Origin of the sequence: Pectobacterium aquaticum (genome assembly GCF_003382565.3) — a bacterium.
In the GTDB taxonomy this organism is placed as follows: Bacteria; Pseudomonadota; Gammaproteobacteria; order Enterobacterales; family Enterobacteriaceae; genus Pectobacterium; species Pectobacterium aquaticum.
Map to the genome: position 1 here is coordinate 2884300 of NZ_CP086253.1, position 17766 is coordinate 2902065.

The 17766-nt window shown below is 52.2% G+C and carries 12 protein-coding genes and 1 tRNA gene; 9 read left to right on the plus strand and 4 right to left on the minus strand.

What is annotated here, in order from left to right; all coding sequences use genetic code 11:
* Position 1 precedes the first annotated feature (1 nt).
* The 9 genes from uhpC to DMB82_RS13500 all read left to right on the plus strand — a co-directional run bounded on the left by uhpC (position 2) and on the right by DMB82_RS13500 (position 13565).
* Entirely contained in the window at positions 2–1342 is a 1341-nt protein-coding gene (gene uhpC / locus DMB82_RS13460) for an MFS transporter family glucose-6-phosphate receptor UhpC (protein WP_116162360.1), read from the plus strand.
* A gap of 37 nt (positions 1343–1379) precedes the next feature.
* On the plus strand, positions 1380–2414 hold the full coding sequence (locus DMB82_RS13465; protein WP_039492791.1) for an ABC transporter substrate-binding protein: 1035 nt from the start codon (positions 1380–1382) through the stop codon (positions 2412–2414).
* Between the two features lie 325 nt (positions 2415–2739).
* The gene (locus tag DMB82_RS13470) at positions 2740–4818 is read left to right on the plus strand and encodes an ABC transporter permease (RefSeq protein WP_116162358.1); all 2079 of its coding nucleotides are present in this window, start codon (positions 2740–2742) and stop codon (positions 4816–4818) included.
* 5 nt (positions 4819–4823) lie between these two features.
* Positions 4824–5882: a ferric ABC transporter ATP-binding protein gene (gene fbpC, locus DMB82_RS13475; protein WP_039473674.1), complete on the plus strand. Its 1059-nt coding sequence runs from the start codon at positions 4824–4826 to the stop codon at positions 5880–5882.
* A 204-nt stretch (positions 5883–6086) separates the two neighbouring features.
* Positions 6087–7163, plus strand: coding sequence for a LacI family DNA-binding transcriptional regulator (locus DMB82_RS13480; protein WP_116162356.1), 1077 nt, complete (start codon positions 6087–6089; stop codon positions 7161–7163).
* Between the two features lie 345 nt (positions 7164–7508).
* A complete protein-coding gene (locus tag DMB82_RS13485) occupies positions 7509–10640 on the plus strand; it encodes a beta-galactosidase (protein WP_116162354.1) in 3132 nt (1043 codons plus the stop codon).
* 294 nt (positions 10641–10934) lie between these two features.
* Positions 10935–11903 (plus strand): IS110 family RNA-guided transposase, encoded by a 969-nt coding sequence (locus tag DMB82_RS13490; RefSeq protein WP_102119603.1) that lies wholly within the window; start codon positions 10935–10937, stop codon positions 11901–11903.
* 181 nt (positions 11904–12084) lie between these two features.
* On the plus strand, positions 12085–13347 hold the full coding sequence (locus tag DMB82_RS13495; RefSeq protein WP_102118987.1) for an MFS transporter: 1263 nt from the start codon (positions 12085–12087) through the stop codon (positions 13345–13347).
* Positions 13348–13489: 142 nt separating this feature from the next.
* Positions 13490–13565: transfer RNA gene (locus DMB82_RS13500), tRNA-Asn, on the plus strand.
* Between the two features lie 272 nt (positions 13566–13837).
* Here DMB82_RS13500 and DMB82_RS13505 read toward each other — a convergent pair.
* The 4 genes from DMB82_RS13505 to DMB82_RS13520 all read right to left on the minus strand — a co-directional run bounded on the left by DMB82_RS13505 (position 13838) and on the right by DMB82_RS13520 (position 17743).
* Positions 13838–14857, minus strand: coding sequence for an NADP-dependent oxidoreductase (locus DMB82_RS13505; protein ID WP_116162233.1), 1020 nt, complete (start codon positions 14855–14857; stop codon positions 13838–13840).
* A 7-nt stretch (positions 14858–14864) separates the two neighbouring features.
* Complete coding sequence (locus tag DMB82_RS13510; protein WP_116162231.1) at positions 14865–15683, minus strand: oxidoreductase; 819 nt, start codon at positions 15681–15683, stop codon at positions 14865–14867.
* 93 nt (positions 15684–15776) lie between these two features.
* A complete protein-coding gene (locus DMB82_RS13515; protein ID WP_116162229.1) occupies positions 15777–16559 on the minus strand; it encodes an SDR family NAD(P)-dependent oxidoreductase in 783 nt (260 codons plus the stop codon).
* A gap of 92 nt (positions 16560–16651) precedes the next feature.
* Positions 16652–17743 carry an alkene reductase gene (locus DMB82_RS13520; protein ID WP_102116557.1) on the minus strand — a complete coding sequence of 364 codons (1092 nt, stop codon included), beginning with the start codon at positions 17741–17743 and terminating at the stop codon, positions 16652–16654.
* Positions 17744–17766: the final 23 nt, after the last annotated feature.

Consider the following 17766-nt stretch of genomic DNA (forward strand, 5'->3'; position numbering starts at 1 on the left):
TATGCAGGCACCCATGTTTTCTACGGGACAGGACTCACTGGGACAGCTTTCACCCACACAAATCAGCCAGCGTTATCGCTACTGGCGACCACGGTTGCTGATTTCTATGGTCATCGGGTACGCCACGTTTTACCTGACGCGTAAAAGCATCAACTTCGTCATGCCGGTGATGCAGTTGGAATTAGGGTTAAGCAAAGGCGATATCGGTCTGTTGGGGACGCTGTTTTATCTCTGTTACGGCGCATCCAAGTTTATTTCCGGCATCGTGTGCGATCGCAGTCAGGTGCGCTGGTTTATGGGTGTCGGGCTGATGATTACTGGCGTGCTGAACATTCTGTTCATGTACTGCCAGTCGCTCACGGGTTTGCTGATTGTCTGGGCGCTGAATGGGTTCTTTCAAGGCTGGGGTTGGCCGCCTTGCGCCAGACTGCTGAGCAGTTGGTATTCGCGCAATGAGCGCGGCCTCTGGTGGGGATGTTGGAATACGTCGATCAACATCGGCGGTGCGGCGGTTCCACTGCTGGCGGGCTATCTGGCCTCCGAGTGGGGATGGCAGGCGGCGCTGCTGGTGCCGGGCATCATCGGCATTGTGATTGGTCTGTGGCTGTGCTGGCAGCTGTGTGACAAGCCGCAGCAACAGGGGTTACCAAGCGTCGGCCAGTGGCGGCGCGATTCGCTGGAGCTGCGTCAGGAGCAACAGAGTCCACCGATGCCGATGCGCCAGATTCTGCGCGATGCGATTTTGCGGAACCGTACCATCTGGCTGCTTGGGGTTTCCTACATTCTGGTGTACCTGATTCGCATCGCACTGAATGACTGGGGGAACATCTGGCTGTCGGAGAGTCACGGTTTCAACCTGCTCAGCGCGAACGCCACGCTGTCGCTGTTTGAACTGGGCGGATTGATGGGGGCGCTGTTTGCCGGCTGGGGTTCAGACCTGCTGTTTCGTGGTCAACGCGCACCGATGATTTTGCTGTTTGCATTAGGGCTGTTTTTAACCATGACCGCGCTGTGGCTGGCACCGATTCACCACTATTCACTGCTCGCGGCCTGTTTCTTCAGTATCGGTTTTTTTGTTTTTGGACCACAGATGTTGATTGGTCTGGCTGCGACGGAATACAGCCATAAGGATGCCGCAGGCACGGTGACAGGTTTTCTGGCGTTGTTTGCCTATCTGGGGGCAGCGCTGGCGGGCTGGCCGCTGGCACAGGTGCTGCAACACTACGGATGGTCGGGATTTTTTACTCTGCTGGCATTGGCTTCAGCCTGCATCGGGCTCTTACTGATGCCGTTGCTGATGGCAGGTGTCAGTCGCCGGGAACGTTTGATGACATCAAAATAGCAATAACAACAGATAGACACCTATAAAGGAAAACATCATGAAACTGAGTACCTTAACTACCCTCATCGCCGCTGGACTGACCGTTGCTGCCGTTACCACCACCACCGCTCGGGCGGAAGGTCGCCTAGTCATTTACTGTAGCGCCACGAACGCCTTCTGCGAGGAAGAAGCCAAGGCCTTCGGTGAAAAATACGACGTTAAAACCTCCTTTATCCGCAACGGTTCCGGCAGCACGCTGGCGAAAGTCGATGCAGAGAAGAAAAACCCACAGGCTGACGTCTGGTACGGCGGCACGCTGGACCCACAATCTCAAGCAGGTGAAATGGATCTGCTGGAACCCTATCAGTCTAAAAATCTTGATCAGATCATGCCGCAGTTCCGCGATCCGGCCAAACGTAAAGGCAACTACTCATCTGCCGTTTACGTCGGCATTCTCGGTTTTGGCGTCAACACCGATCGTCTGAAAGAGAAAAACCTGCCAGTGCCACAGTGCTGGAAAGATCTGACCAATCCGGTCTACAAAGGCGAAATTCAGATTGCTGACCCACAAAGTTCCGGTACGGCCTATACCGCACTGGCAACCTTCTCCCAGCTTTGGGGACAGGATCAGGCCTTTGATTACCTGAAGAAACTGAATACCAACGTGTCGCAGTACACCAAATCCGGTATTGCCCCGGCACGTAACGCTGCACGTGGCGAAACCGCTATCGGTATCGGCTTCCTGCATGACTACTCGCTGGAAAAAGAGAAAGGCGCACCGCTGACGCTGATCTCCCCGTGTGAAGGCACCGGCTATGAAATTGGCGGCGTCAGCATCCTGAAAGGCGCGCGCAATATGGATAACGCCAAGCTGTTCGTTGACTGGGCGCTGTCAAAAGAAGCACAGGAACTCTCCTGGAAGAAAGGCCAGTCCTACCAGATTCTGACCAACACCACCGCCGAAGCCTCTCCGCTGTCGCTGAAGTTGCAAGATCTGAAACTGATCAACTACGACATGGACAAATACGGCGCAGCAGACGTGCGTAAAGAGCTGATTTCCAAGTGGGTTAACGAAGTCAAAATGGGCCAATAATCTCGATTCATTGCCCTTGATTCATTGACCTTTATTGATTGCAAAAACAGCGGGAACACAGCGTTAAGCTCACATTTCGCTTAACGCCGTGTTCTCAGCATCGCTAATTAACCATTACTCAATATTATTCACCAACCAACACCTGTGACGATTCAATCTCATAAAACAACTCAATATCCCTAAATAATTCGAGTTGAGTGAAGGCGACAACCGAGCGAATCCCCAGGAGCTTACTCAGGTAAGTGACTGGGGTGAGTAAGGGCAGCCAACGCACAGGCAACTTGAAGTATGACGGGTATAAAACTTGCACGCACCAGGGAACCATATGTCACACACACTAACTCTTTCACCGACGCCTAAGCGGGATCCCGTTTTCCTGTGGCTGGCGCTGATTGCAGCAACATTTTTGCTGCTGCCAGCGTGGAGCCTGGATTACGGCCTGCTGGATGCCTCACGCGATGAACTGCTGGCGGCCTACAGCTGGTCGAGCCTGAATATCAGCCTGCTGTGGTTCCTGCTCCCAGTAGGGTTGCTGGCACGTCCACTGCTTACGCCCGGTCGGGAACAGCGTGGCCGCCACCGTTTTGATGCGGCTTACGCGTTGTTCTGTGCTCTTTTCGTGGTCATCAGTGCCACGGTTGAAGGACGCGGAATGGGCTATGGCACTATTGCGCTGTTTGTCGCGCTGAGTGCGATTATTACGCTGGCGCTCTCTAGGCTGGACTGGCTGGGTGGCGATCGCTTCGTCATCGGCTCGCTCATCAGCATCATCGCGCTGATTGGCGTCTTTATCCTTTACCCCAGCATCGCCATCTTCATCCCGATGTTCACCAACGATAGCGGTGAATTCGCGCCGCTGTCATTTATGCAGATTTTGGGTCAGGCGCACATCTTACGAGTGATCTGGAACTCATTCCTGCTGTCGGTTGCCGTCGGTATCGGCTGTACTTTCTTCGGTATGGTGCTGGCGATCTATACCTCGCGCATCGCCCGCCGTTCCGCGATTATTGGCAGAATTTTCTCTATTCTGCCTATCGTTACGCCACCGTTTGTTGTCGGGTTAGGCGTGACGCTGATGATGGGCCGCTCCGGTTACATGACCGAGCTGATGGTGAATTGGTTCGGGCTGACGAACACCAACTGGCTGTACGGTTTTACTGGCATCTGGCTGGCGCAGGTGCTCGCCTTCACGCCAATGTCATTTATGATTCTGGAAGGCGCGATGAAGACGATTCATCCGTCGCTGGAAGAAGCGTCGTACACCCTGCGTGCCAACCGTTATCAAACCTTTCAGAGAGTTTTCCTGCCCTTGCTGAAACCGGCGCTCGCCAACTCGTTCCTGATCGTGATCGTCCAGTCGCTGGCCGACTTCAGTAACCCACTGGTGCTGGGCGGCAACTTCGACGTACTCGCCACCCAGATTTACTTCTATATCACCGGTGCACAGCTGGATTACCAGTCAGCCAGTACGCTCGGCGTTGTCCTACTCGTGTTCTCACTGGCCGTATTCTGCGTGCAATATCTGTGGATCGGTAAACGCTCCTACGTGACGATTTCCGGTAAATCCTCTCGGGGTGATGTGCAGCCGCTACCCGTTTCGCTGGTGTGGATCGTCAGCATCCTGCTTTATGTCTGGATTGCCTTTAACGTCCTGCTGTACGGCAGCATTTTCTACGGCAGCTTTACCGTGAACTGGGGCGTGGATTACACCCTGACGCTGGCAAACTTCAGCAAGCTGTTCGGGCAAGGCTTTAGCGACGGCGCCTGGCCTTCCCTGCTGGATACGCTGTTGTTCGCGGGTATCGCCGCACCGATTACGGCACTGTTCGGGCTACTTATCGCCTACATCGTGGTGCGCCAGCAGTTCTACGGCAAGAAGGCTATCGAGTTCACCACCATGCTGTGCTTTGCGGTGCCGGGCACCGTTGCCGGTGTGTCTTACATCCTGGCCTTTAACAGCGCGCCGGTTTACTTAACGGGAACCGCGGTGATTGTCATCATGTCGATGGTGATGCGTAACGTGCCGGTTGGTATCCGTGCGGGTATTGCCGGACTGGGACAGTTGGATAAATCGCTCGATGAGGCGTCGCTCAGCCTGCGTGCGGGTTCGATGCGCACGGTGTTCTATATTCTGCTCCCGCTGCTGCGTCCGGCCATTTTGTCTGCGCTGATATACAGCTTCGTGCGCGCCATTACCACCGTCAGCGCCATTATCTTTCTGGTTACACCGGATACTCGCGTCGCCACGTCTTACATTCTTAACCGCGTGGAAGACGGTGAATACGGTATGGCAATTGCCTACGGTTCCATCCTGATTGTGGTCATGCTGGCCATTATTTTCCTGTTCGATTATCTGGTCGGTGAAGCGCGGGTTTCCCGAACGAAAGCCAAGAATAATGCCTAAGCGGAGTGATTACCTTGAATACTGAAAAAAGCTTTGTCGAACTGAAGCACATCACTAAACGCTTCGGCAACAACACCGTCATTGATGATTTGAATCTGGCGATCCCTCAGGGAAAAATGGTCACGCTGCTGGGGCCGTCTGGCTGCGGTAAAACCACGGTACTACGGGCCGTTGCCGGTCTGGAAAAGCCGACGGAAGGCCAGATTTTCATTGATGGCGAAGACGTCACCGAGCGCTCCATTCAACAGCGTGATATCTGCATGGTGTTCCAGTCTTACGCCCTCTTCCCGCACATGTCGCTGGGGGAAAACATCGGCTACGGGCTGAAAATGCTCGGTCGCCCAAAGGCGGAAATCAATCAACGCGTAAAAGAAGCGCTGGCGCTGGTCGACCTGGAAGGATTTGAAGATCGCTACGTCGACCAAATTTCTGGTGGACAGCAACAGCGTGTCGCTCTGGCGCGTGCGCTGATCCTCAAACCTAAAGTTCTGCTGTTCGATGAGCCGCTGAGTAACCTTGATGCCAACCTGCGCCGCAGCATGCGTGAGAAAATCCGTGAGCTTCAGCAGCAGTTCAACATCACCTCGCTGTATGTTACGCACGATCAGAGCGAAGCCTTTGCGGTATCCGACATGGTTCTGGTGATGAACAAAGGAAAAATCATGCAGTTGGGTGCGCCGCAGGAGCTTTATCGCCAGCCAGCTTCCCGCTTCATGGCCAGCTTTATGGGGGATGCCAATATCTTCCCTGCCACCTTTACGGCAGACAGTGTGAATATCTACGGCTATCTCATTCCGCGTCCGCAGGGCTTTGCCGCCGGATTAAGCGAATCCGTCGTCGGTATTCGTCCGGAAGCCATTACGCTCAGCCATCAGGGTGACGAAAGCCAGCGCTGCACCATCACGCAGGTCGCCTACATGGGGCCGCAGTACGAAGTGCAGGTGGACTGGCATGGTCAGTCTATGCTGTTGCAGGTTAACGCAACCCAGCTTCAGCCGAATCCGGGCGACAGCTACTATCTGCAAATCCACCCTTACGGCATGTTTGTGTTGTCCGAGCAGTAAACATCGGATAACTCACTATCCACCACAAACCGGGAGCGCTTGCTCCCGGTTTTACTTTTTACAAACACCTAAAAAGCCGACAAACGTCAGTTTCTCTTCGGCCTGCGTGATTACACCGGAATATGCACACCGATTACGGATTCACTGCGCGATTTGTTATGATAATGCTCTTTCAAGTACATAATCACGCACGGAATAGCCGCAATGAAACAGAAACCCATAACACTAAATGATGTCGCCGAGTACGCTGGGGTTTCCTATCAGACAGTTTCCCGTGTGCTGAACCAAGCGCCTCATGTTTCATCCCGTACTCGCAGTAAAGTCGAACAGGCGATGGCAGCGCTTAACTACACGCCTAATCGCGTCGCCCAGCAGTTGGCAGGGAAAACCATCACCACGCTGGGCCTGGTCACTACCGATCTTTCGCTGCACGCGCCGTCACAAATCGCCGCCGCGATTAAGACCACAGCCAGCCAGCTAGGGATTAACATCGTGATATCCATGCTGAGCAGCCCGGATGTCAACACCTGCAATAACGCCGTTAACGACCTGCTTTCTCAGCGTGTCAGCGGCGTTATCGTGAATGTTCCGCTATCCACGGATGACGTCGCCCACATTAGCCAGACCTGTGCCGACACACCCGTCCTGTTTATGGATGCCGATCCGCATACCGACATACTCAACGTCATGTTCGACCCCGATCAAGGCGCACGTTTAGCCATCACGCATCTGGTACAACTGGGGCATCAACACATCGCCCTGTTGACCGGACCAATGACGTCGATCTCCGCCCGTCTGCGTTATGAAGGCTGGCTAGCCGAGCTGGAAAAACAGCAGCTCACCCCCGCTTCAGTGCTACACGGTGACTGGAGCGCCGCATCCGGTTACCACCAGACGCTGGCCCTGTTGGGAGAATCCCTGCGCGTCTCGGCCATTGTTGTCGCGAACGATCAAATGGCGCTTGGCGTCCTGCGTGCGCTGCACGAGTATGGCCTGCGCGTACCGGAGCAGATGTCAGTGATCGGCTTTGACGATACTCAGGACAGCGCGTATTACACGCCGCCACTGACAACCATTCGCCAGGATTTCAGGCTATTAGGTAAAGAAGGCGTCACTCGTTTGCTCGCCACGCTGTGCGATCCTACCCAGAGCACATCACTGCTATTACCCACCGAACTGATCGTACGCCATAGCACCGCCGTACATTCATCAACCCATGCCTCCCTGCAAGAACTCACCAAAAACCTGTTGGACATTACACGCCAGCTACAAAGGCTGTAATCCTTTATGTTTGTAACCCCTTATGTTTGTAACCCGTTACACGATTTGTAACCCTTTACACAACAGCACCTTTTTCACTTTCGATGCCAAACCTTAACAAAATAAGATTATAAACAATAAGTTATTTATCATCTCTCGTTGATTTATTGCGTAACGCTTTCCAAATTCGATGTATCGCCACTCACTTTACAAACGATCTTTGTGATCGCTTCCACTTTATTGTCACGTTCCACTTTACTCGCCCTGACGAGTCGATATGTTATGAGCAACAGAAATTGTGAGCGAATAACAAATTAACTATCCAATCACAGAAACAGACTCAAGACGTTCAGGAGCCAAGCCATCATGAGCGATACCGTTTTACCGTATCCAGCACGCCATCGCGCCACACTGCAAGAGATCCTTGCCCGGCGTGATTGGGAAAATCCAGCCTGTACTCACTATCAACGGCTCCCCGCTCACCCACCGTTCAACAGTTGGCGCAGCGTGGCTGCCGCACAGCAAGATGAGCCTTCTCAGCGGCTTCGCTGCCTGAATGGTGAATGGACATTTAGTTATTTCACCCACCCGGAAGCCGTACCGGAAAGCTGGTTACAGCAGGATCTGCCTGACTCAGATACCATTCCGGTGCCTGCCAATTGGCAACTACAGGGTTATGACACCCCGATTTACACCAACGTAAAATACCCGATTCCCGTCAACCCACCTTATGTGCCAGAAGACAATCCTACAGGTTGTTACTCGCTCACTTTTAAAGTCAATCACGACTGGATCAGTAGCGGACAAACCCGGATTATTTTTGATGGCGTTAACTCCGCATTTTATCTCTGGTGTAACGGTCACTGGGTGGGATATTCACAGGATAGTCGCCTACCTGCGGAGTTTGATATCGGCCGCTATCTGACGACCGGAGAGAATCGGTTGGCGGTGATGGTGCTACGTTGGTCTGACGGCAGCTATCTGGAAGATCAGGACATGTGGCGTATGAGCGGCATTTTTCGCGACGTCATCCTTCTGCATAAACCAGCGATTCACCTCAGCGATATCCAGCTCACTACGCCGCTCAGCGCCGATTTCCGCCACGGCACGCTGGATATTCAGGTGAAGGCAACACTCTCTGAAGCTGAGGCCAAAAACCATCGCGTCCACGCACAGCTTTGGCGTGGTAATAAGCTCATCGGTGGTACGCGGCAGGCGTTCGGCAGCGATATTGTCGATGAGCGCGGTGCCTATCATGACAAATCTTTTCTCCGCATCGACGTGCCACAGCCCGACCTGTGGAGCGCCGAACAGCCGCACCTGTATCGTGCCGTCATTGCATTGGAAACGTCGGAAGGCGAACTGATCGAAGCGGAGGCCTATGATGTCGGTTTCAGAAAAGTTGAAATCCGCAGCGGCCTGCTGCTGCTGAACGGTCAACCGCTGCTGATCCGCGGCGTTAACCGTCACGAACATCACCCACAACACGGTCAGGTCATGGATGAAGACACAATGCGGCGCGATATTATGCTGATGAAACAGCATAATTTTAACGCCGTACGCTGCTCACATTATCCTAACCATCCGCTGTGGTATCGGCTGTGCGATCGCTACGGTCTCTATGTTGTGGATGAAGCGAACATTGAGACGCACGGCATGCAGCCGATGAATCGTCTGTCGGACGATCCCGTCTGGCTGCCGGCCTACAGCGAACGCGTATCGAGGATGGTACAGCGCGACCGCAACCATCCCAGCATCATTATCTGGTCATTAGGGAACGAATCCGGCTACGGCGCAAACCATGATGCGCTTTATCAATGGATCAAACGCCACGATCCGACTCGCCCTGTACATTACGAAGGCGGCGGTGCAAATAGCCGTGCAACCGACATTGTGTGCCCTATGTACGCCCGCGTTGATGAAGACCAGCCCTTCCCCTGCGTCCCCAAATGGTCGATCACCAAATGGGTCAGCATGCCAGACGAGCATCGGCCCCTCATCCTCTGCGAGTATGCACACGCGATGGGCAACAGTCTGGGAGGGTTCGCCCGCTATTGGCAGGCATTCCGCCAATATCCTCGGTTACAGGGCGGATTTATCTGGGACTGGGTCGATCAGGCACTGACCCGCCGCGATGAACAAGGCAATGCCTATTGGGCGTACGGCGGAGATTTTGGCGACATGCCTAACGATCGCCAGTTCTGTCTGGACGGCCTGCTTTTTCCCGATCGCACCCCGCATCCCAGTCTGTATGAAGCCCAGCGGGCACAGCAGCACATTCAATTCGCCTGGCAGGCTGAGTCGCCGTGTGAGCTGCGTGTCACCAGCGAATACCTGTTTCGCCATACGGACAATGAGCAGTTGAACTGGTGCATTACGCTAAATGATAAGACGCTCGCAGAAGGTTCGCTGCCGCTGACGCTCGCTCCGCAGACTACCCAGATACTGACGCTGCTGGAAGCCCTTCCCATAGTCGATCGTGCAGGAGAGCTTTGGCTTAATGTTGAAGTCGTACAGCCGAAAGCCACCGCCTGGTCAGAAGCTAATCACCGCTGTGCCTGGGATCAGTGGCAGCTTCCTGCACCGCTTCATCTTCACGAGGCACCGTGTTCTGGACAGAAGAATCCCCCTGTTCTGCGATCGTCCGATGCGTACTTTGACATCATTCAGGGTGAACAGCACTGGCGCTTTAACCGCCAAAGCGGCTGGCTGGAACAGTGGTGGACGGCGGATACTCCAACGCTGTTAACCCCCTTGCAGGATCAGTTTGTTCGCGCACCGCTGGATAACGACATCGGTATCAGCGAGGTCGATCGCATCGATCCACGCGCCTGGGCCGAACGTTGGAAATCGGCCGGACTTTATCAATTGCAGACGCAGTGTGTTGCGATTCAGGCTGACCAACTCGCCGATACCGTACACATTATCACCGAGCACATATTCCGCCATGCCCGACAAATCCTGCTGCGGAGTAAAAAGCGCTGGCAGATTGATGCACATGGCGTGATGACCGTGGATGTCGATGTTGATGTCGCCACGACGCTGCCGTCACTGGCCAGAGTGGGCTTGAGCTGCCAGTTAGCCGACGTCGCGCCTCAGGTCAGTTGGGTCGGGCTTGGGCCTCATGAAAATTATCCAGACCGACAGCTCGCGGCACAGCATGGGCACTGGAATCTGCCGCTGGATAACCTGCACACTCCTTACATTTTCCCAACGGAAAACGGTCTGCGCTGTAACACGCGTACGCTGACGTATGGCAAATGGACCATCACCGGAAACTTCCACTTTGGGTTAAGCCGCTACGGGCTAACACAATTAATGACGTGCACTCACCACCACTTATTAGAAAAGGAAAAAGGCGTTTGGCTCAATCTGGATGGCTTCCACATGGGAATTGGCGGCGATGACTCTTGGAGCCCTAGCGTTCATCGCGATGATTTACTCACGGCGACGCATTATCACTATCGCGTCGCTCTTCAACATCATCAGCCGTATTGATATGAAAAAACAGTATTAAAAAAACAACGGAAGAGAGCGGGTATACCGCCTCTTTTCATCCTGGTTGTACCCAGCAGGTATATATCCGCCGTCAAAATAAACGCTGCGGATATATACCCTTGTATCTTGAAGTTTAGGTATTATTGACAATGTAGGTTTGGCACGGTTCATGTAGCCTGGTTTACCCTGGGGTTTCTAAGCCCGTTATTTAGCTCATTGCGCATGAACCGCGTCACTCATCTGAAACCCGTACAGTTGTTTGACCTCATTTCGTATTTGCAAGGAGGGGTAAAAATGAGTCTGCCAAATTTACTTCACATCGGCATTGATGTTTCCAAAGCCTCCCTCGATGTCGCTATCGGTTCCGCATTGCCGCCCTTTTCCGCCAGGAATGACCTCGATGGCTTTGACGCTATTCTGGCTGAACTGGCAAAACATCCTGTTTCCCTTATCCTCATGGAGGCTACTGGTGGCCTCGAAGCCCCACTCGCTTGTTCGTTACAAGCCGCTGGGTTTGAGGTCGTGGTTATCAACCCACGTCAGGCCAGAGACTTCGCGCGGGCCATGGGATACCTCGCCAAAACCGACACGATTGATGCCAAAGCCTTGGCTATGATGGCCGAGGTCATCGACCGTCATCCTGAGCGCGAACGTTTTATTCAACCGCTGCCAGACCCTCAACGTCAGGCTCTGGCGGCTCTCGTCACTCGCCGACGCCAACTCGTGACCATGCTTGTCGCTGAACGTAACCGCCTTACTCAGGCTCATCCTCAGGCTCGTAAGAGCATAAAAACGATTATTGATGCGCTGAAACACGAGCTGGCTCGCATAGACCACGACATGAACAGGCATGTTCAGATTCACTTCAGCGCCTTGTCCGGTTTACTCAATAGCGTCAAAGGCGTCGGAACCACGACCACCGCTACGTTGCTGGCAGAGATACCCGAACTGGGAAAACTCTCGCGCCGCGAGATTAGTGCGCTGGCAGGCGTCGCGCCCCTCAATCGGGACTCTGGCAAAATGCGGGGCAAGCGGACAATATTTGGTGGTAGGGCCCACGTCCGTAGCGTGTTGTATATGGCAACGTTGGTCGCGACTCGGTTTAATCCGGTGATTCACGCGTTTTATACGCGTCTCGTGACGGCGGGCAAACCGAAAAAAGTCGCGCTGGTTGCCTGCATGCGCAAACTTCTGACTATTCTGAACGCTATGCTCAAAACGGGTAAGGAATGGGATGCGTCTTTTCACCTGATTACCTCATGAAAAATAGTGTTCAAGACAGTTGCTAAATAATTCGAGTTGCGTGACAAAAACGTCAGCGTGTTGAACAACGTGATGCGTTGTACCTTTAGGACAAAGCCCACTACGAGCAGAGTCAACCAGGGAAACCAACACACATGCAGCTTGAAGTATAACGGGTATAATGCATATCGGAGAAAACAACATGTACTACCTACATAATAAGAATTTTTGGATATTCGGCCTGTTTTTCTTTTTCTATTTCTTCATCATGGGGGCTTACTTCCCCTTCTTTCCTATTTGGCTTCATGATATTAACCAAATAAGTAAAAGCGACACAGGTATTATCTTCGCTTGCATTTCCTTTTTCGCCCTGTTATTTCAACCCATATTTGGTTTGCTCTCCGATAAATTAGGGTTGAGAAAACACCTGCTATGGCTTATTACCACTATGCTGGTGTTCTTTGCTCCATTCTTTATTTATGTTTTCGGCCCATTACTAAAATACAACATCGTTTTAGGTTCTATCGTCGGTGGGATTTATCTGGGGTTCATCAACAACGGTGGTGCACCGGCTATTGAGGCCTATATCGAGAAAGTCAGCCGCCGTAGCCAGTTTGAATTTGGCCGTGCGCGTCTGTTCGGCTGTCTCGGCTGGGCGCTCTGTGCGTCTATCGTCGGTATTATGTTTACCATCAATAACCAGTTTGTTTTCTGGCTGGGCTCCGGTTGTGCCATCATCCTCGCCATCCTGTTGCTGCTGGCGAAACCAGAGGCCTCTTCCAGCGCGCTCGTTGCCGATCAGGTAGGCTCCAACCAGAAACCGTTCAACCTAAAAATGGCAGCCGAACTGCTAAAAGAACGCAAAATCTGGTTCCTGACGCTCTATGTTGTCGGCGTTTCTTGCACCTATGATGTGTTTGATCAGCAATTTGCCAATTTCTTCACCTCATTTTTCGAGACCCGACAGGAAGGAACGCGAGTATTTGGCTACGTCACCACGCTGGGTGAATTGCTTAATGCCAGCATCATGTTTTTTGCCCCGCTGATTGTGAACCGTATCGGTGGTAAAAACGCCCTGCTCATTGCTGGGACGATTATGTCCGTGCGCATTATTGGTTCTGCCTTTGCCAGTTCCGTGCTGGAAGTGATTGTACTGAAAACGCTGCACATGTTTGAAGTGCCGTTCCTGATTGTCGGCTGCTTCAAATACATTACCACGGTCTTTGAAGTCCGTTTTTCCGCGACAATTTATCTGGTGTGCTTCTGCTTCTTTAAACAGGTATCCATCATCTTCATGTCGATCTTTGCTGGCAATATGTATGACAGCATCGGTTTTCATGGCACTTACCTGATTTTAGGCGGCATTGCCCTTTCCTTTACAGCGATCGCCCTATTTACACTGTCAGGAAAAGGGCCGCTGTATGCGTTTTCCGATAAACAGAAAGCGCCGCTGAATACACTCTAACGATGCCAAGGCGCGATAAAATGCCGGTATTTGCCAAAAATATCGGCAGATTGCACATTCTCTCACCGAACAGTGCGATTTTGTGGTTTACGCCTTTGACATGCGCGACACACGCCGTTATCATGCGCCCCGTTCACACAATTCCTCTGTAGTTCAGTCGGTAGAACGGCGGACTGTTAATCCGTATGTCACTGGTTCGAGTCCAGTCAGAGGAGCCATTTTAGAAAATCCCGCTTAAGGAAACTTAAGCGGGATTTTTGTTTTTATCACTTTATTCAATATATTCACGTGAAAAGTGTCCCCGATACACATTTCATTCTCCCTCAGCATTGGGAGAAGGTGGTGGTCTGATTGGGGTCAAATTGGTTCGATAATAGTGTGACCACCATAGGTCTCTCACGACACAAAAGTCCGTAACGTAAACTCTTCTGATTACGTCTTAAGAGTCTCAGATCCATAGCATGATGACTTCGTTGTTAACGGAAAGAAGTTACCCCTGCATCTTGATGACAACTTTTCCCTTTGCATGCCCTTGGGCAAGGTAGGTCAGTGCATCTTTTGTTTCAGCAAAAGAAAACACCTTGTCGACCACTGGCTTGATCTGTTCCGTTTCAAGGAGTTTGCCAATTTGGGTCAGTTGAGCACCATCAGGTCGAACGAAATGAAATGTGTAGGCAGTGCCCCGCTTTTTCGAAAGACGCATAATCTTTCGGCTCATCAACCAGAAAACAAAAGTCAGAAAAAAGTTTAATCGCCGAGCCCGTGCGAACGTTGCATCTAACGGCCCGATGAGAGAAACAATTATTCCTCCAGGCTTAAGCGTGTTGATAGATTTTTCAATCGCATCACCTCTGAGAGTGCCAAGTACAATATCGTAGCCACTCAGCACGTTTTCGAAGTCTTGCTTTTTATAGTCAACCACATCATCTGCGCCAAGATGACTTACCCATTCGACGTTGCCTGTACTCGTGGTCGTTCCCACCGTTGCCCCAAAGTGTTTCGCCAGTTGGATTGCAAAGGTACCAATGCCCCCCGAACCTGCTGGGATCAAAACCTTCTGACCAGACCGGAGTTTGGCGCGCTCAATCAGTGCCTGCCAGGATGTGAGGCTCACCATCGGGAGCGAAGCCGCCTGCACAAAATCCAGGTTTGCTGGTTTCATAGCCGCAGCGCTCTCAGGCACCACGGCAAATTCGGCGAGAGAGCCGGTTCCCCTATCGAAAATGCTGGCAAAAATTTCATCGCCTGGCGCGAAACGAGTCACACTGCTCCCTACTGCGATGACGACACCAGACAGGTCACTGCCCAATGTTGCAGGGAGCGTAAAATGCAGAACTGGCTTAAATATTCCGGTAGGGATCATATTGTCGATAGGGTTTAGCCCCACAGCGTAAACGTTAACCAAGATTTCATCGGCGTTGAGCGAAGGATAATCTACGTCATCGAATCCCAATTCAGGATGCTTACCATAACGTTTAAACGTGAAAGCTTTCATCGTCTTATTATTCATTTTTTATTTATCCTGTCGTATCAAGCTGAAGACTATTACGCACCACTTTGTCGAGGAATTTTGCGGGCGCAAATCTAAGCAAAAAATTCAACTGACCTGCCAATTTCCCCGCCGTGTAGCGTAACTTAGGCTGTGAACTCTGAGCCGCTTTAACGACGACTTCCGCCACCATCTCAGGGCTTTCCGCCTCAGCCATCGCCTTACCAACAACTTTCGTCAACTTAGCCCGAATACTTTCATACTCATCAAGCTTCGTGTCTGGTTCTATATTATTGACTTCAAACTGAGTTTTTATGTACGCAGGTTCGATCACAGACACTCTTATGCCTTGAGTCCGTAGTTCATGATCCAGTGATCCCGAATACCCTTTGACCGCATGTTTACTGGCTGCATAAAGTGCCACATACGGCAACGGAATCGTTCCCAATATCGAACCGATGTTGATGATGCGACCACTGCCCTGGCGGCGCATGTGGGGAACGACCGCCCGAACCAATCGGACTATACCGAGGAAATTCGTGTCGAAAAGGCTCTTAGCCTGTTCGATCGAACTTTCTTCTGCCGCCGCCGGCGCAATACCAAAGCCTGCATTATTCACCAAAATATCGATCCGGCCTTCCCGCCGCAGCAGCTCATCAATAGCGGCCTTTACGGACGCGTCATCGGTGACATCAAGCGCCAATAAAGGAAAGGAATGCTTACCGGCCTGAGAGCCGCGTCGACTCGTGCCATAGACCGTATACCCCGCGGCTAATAGTTTATTAGCCGATGCCTCGCCAATTCCTGACGAGGCTCCCGTAACAAGCGCTACACGTTTATTTGTCATGCTGAAATAAGACCTTCATAAGTGGTTGGGGCATACTCCTCTGCAGAACACCCAAAGACTGTTATTCGCGTCCTGCAGAGTGTGACTCATTGGTTAAAGGGCTTTATATCGCTCTGCAGCTTCATCTTGTTTGATGTCTGAAAGCAAAACCTGACGCGAAGCATCGAGGGTGTCCCAGCGTGCAGCATTATGTAAAGGTGGAATAGTGACGAGTTCGCGGCGATCAAAGCCAATCAGTGCGGCATCCACTAACTCGCCCACTTCCATGAATTTTGGAGAATGACTGATGTCGATACCTGCACGGTCCCAAATTTCCGTATAAGTACCGGCAGGAAGTACCGCCTGAATATAAATGCCCTTAGATGACAGCTCGACATTCATTCCCTGAGACAGGAAAAGCACAAAGGCTTTGGTTGCGCCATAAACCGTCATCGCAAATTCAGGGGCTAAGCCGACTACAGAGCTGATATTGACGATCGATCCTTCACCCGCTTGCACAAATCGTGGTGCCACGGCACTGGCCAGTCTGGTCAGGGCGGTGACATTAAGCGCGATAAGGCGTTCTATCGAATCAGGCGTCTGCTCGGTGAAGCTGCCCGACTGCGCGATACCCGCGTTATTAATAAGAATGCCAATCTGCGCGTCTTCCCGCAGGCGAGCTTCGACCACGGCTAAATCACTCGTTTGCGTAAGGTCAGCAGGCAAAACATCGACAGAAATGCCATTTTCCTGTCGCAGACGATCGGCAAGTGTCTCTAACTTTGCTTTGTCGCGGGCGACCAGAACCAGGTCGTGCCCCCGGCGGGCGAACCGTTCAGCGTAAACCGCACCAATACCCGTTGATGCGCCTGTAATGAGAACTGAAGCTTTAGTCATAAGTTGATCTTCTCTATTAATGTATAAACAGAATTAATGTGTAAACAGAATCCGCAATGTGCGATGCAGGTAGAACCATGACACCTGCCGCTTTACTTGCTGGTCTCGGTAAGCGACGGGTAATCGGTATATCCCGCTGCGCCACCGCCATAAAGTGTTTCAGGATTGAGTGAGGCCAGAGACGCGCCCGTCTTCAGCCTTTCGACTAGATCCGGGTTGGAGATGAACGGACGACCGAACGCGAACAGGTCGGCTTTGCCTTCAGAGAGGTGAGTTGAAGCCAATGTCAGGTCATAGCCGTTATTGCCAATATAGGTATTTTTAAAGCGCCGGCGCAGAGAATCGTAATTAAACGGTGATGCATCACGCGGGCCGCCCGTAGCACCTTCAACGACGTGGAGATATACAATGCCTAATGCATTGAGTTGATCAGCGACGTAGTCATATTGTGGCTGCGGATCACTGCAAGAAATCGCATTCACAGGGGATACGGGTGAAATGCGCACACCCGTGCGATCTGCACCAATCTCCTCTTTAACGGCCGCCGTGACTTCTAACAGCAGGCGCGCACGATTCTCGACAGAGCCGCCGTACTCATCCGTACGCTGATTGGCACCGTCTTTAAGGAACTGTTCCAGCAGGTAGCCATTCGCACCGTGAATCTCAACACCATCAAATCCAGCGGCAATCGCGTTGGCTGCTGCTTTCCTGAAATCGTCGATAATGCGCTTTATTTCTCCCAGTTCGAGCGCACGTGGCTCAGAGACGTCCGAGAATCCATTGTTCACAAACGTTTTAGTCTCGGCACGAATGGCTGAAGGGGCAACTGGCGCTGCGCCATCAGGTTGTAAGTCGACATGGGATATACGCCCTACGTGCCATAGCTGTACGAAGATATGCCCGCCTTTGGCATGAACCGCGTCAGTCACTTTACGCCATCCTTCAATTTGCGCTGGCGTGTAGATCCCTGGGGTATCTTGATAGCCCTGTGCTTGTGCGGAGATCTGCGTAGCTTCAGTAATCAACAGACCTGCTGTGGCACGCTGCGCGTAATACGTTGCTGCCAGCTCGCTGGGTACCAGACCTTTTCCTGCACGATTGCGTGTCAACGGTGCCATCACAATGTGGTTGGCGAGCGTTAATGGCCCAAGGCTATAGGGTTGGAATAATTGTCGGTTCGTCATGTTTGTTCCCTTGATAGTGATTT

Coding starts and splice junctions, on each gene's coding strand:
- DMB82_RS13505 (WP_116162233.1), bottom strand. CDS start 14,857: ATGAATAATAAGACGATGAAAGCTTTCACGTTTAAACGTTATGGTAAG.
- DMB82_RS13470 (WP_116162358.1), top strand. CDS start 2,740: ATGTCACACACACTAACTCTTTCACCGACGCCTAAGCGGGATCCCGTT.
- DMB82_RS13465 (WP_039492791.1), top strand. CDS start 1,380: ATGAAACTGAGTACCTTAACTACCCTCATCGCCGCTGGACTGACCGTT.
- DMB82_RS13515 (WP_116162229.1), bottom strand. CDS start 16,559: ATGACTAAAGCTTCAGTTCTCATTACAGGCGCATCAACGGGTATTGGT.
- DMB82_RS13490 (WP_102119603.1), top strand. CDS start 10,935: ATGAGTCTGCCAAATTTACTTCACATCGGCATTGATGTTTCCAAAGCC.
- DMB82_RS13485 (WP_116162354.1), top strand. CDS start 7,509: ATGAGCGATACCGTTTTACCGTATCCAGCACGCCATCGCGCCACACTG.
- DMB82_RS13510 (WP_116162231.1), bottom strand. CDS start 15,683: ATGACAAATAAACGTGTAGCGCTTGTTACGGGAGCCTCGTCAGGAATT.
- DMB82_RS13480 (WP_116162356.1), top strand. CDS start 6,087: ATGAAACAGAAACCCATAACACTAAATGATGTCGCCGAGTACGCTGGG.
- uhpC (WP_116162360.1), top strand. CDS start 2: ATGCAGGCACCCATGTTTTCTACGGGACAGGACTCACTGGGACAGCTT.
- DMB82_RS13520 (WP_102116557.1), bottom strand. CDS start 17,743: ATGACGAACCGACAATTATTCCAACCCTATAGCCTTGGGCCATTAACG.
- DMB82_RS13495 (WP_102118987.1), top strand. CDS start 12,085: ATGTACTACCTACATAATAAGAATTTTTGGATATTCGGCCTGTTTTTC.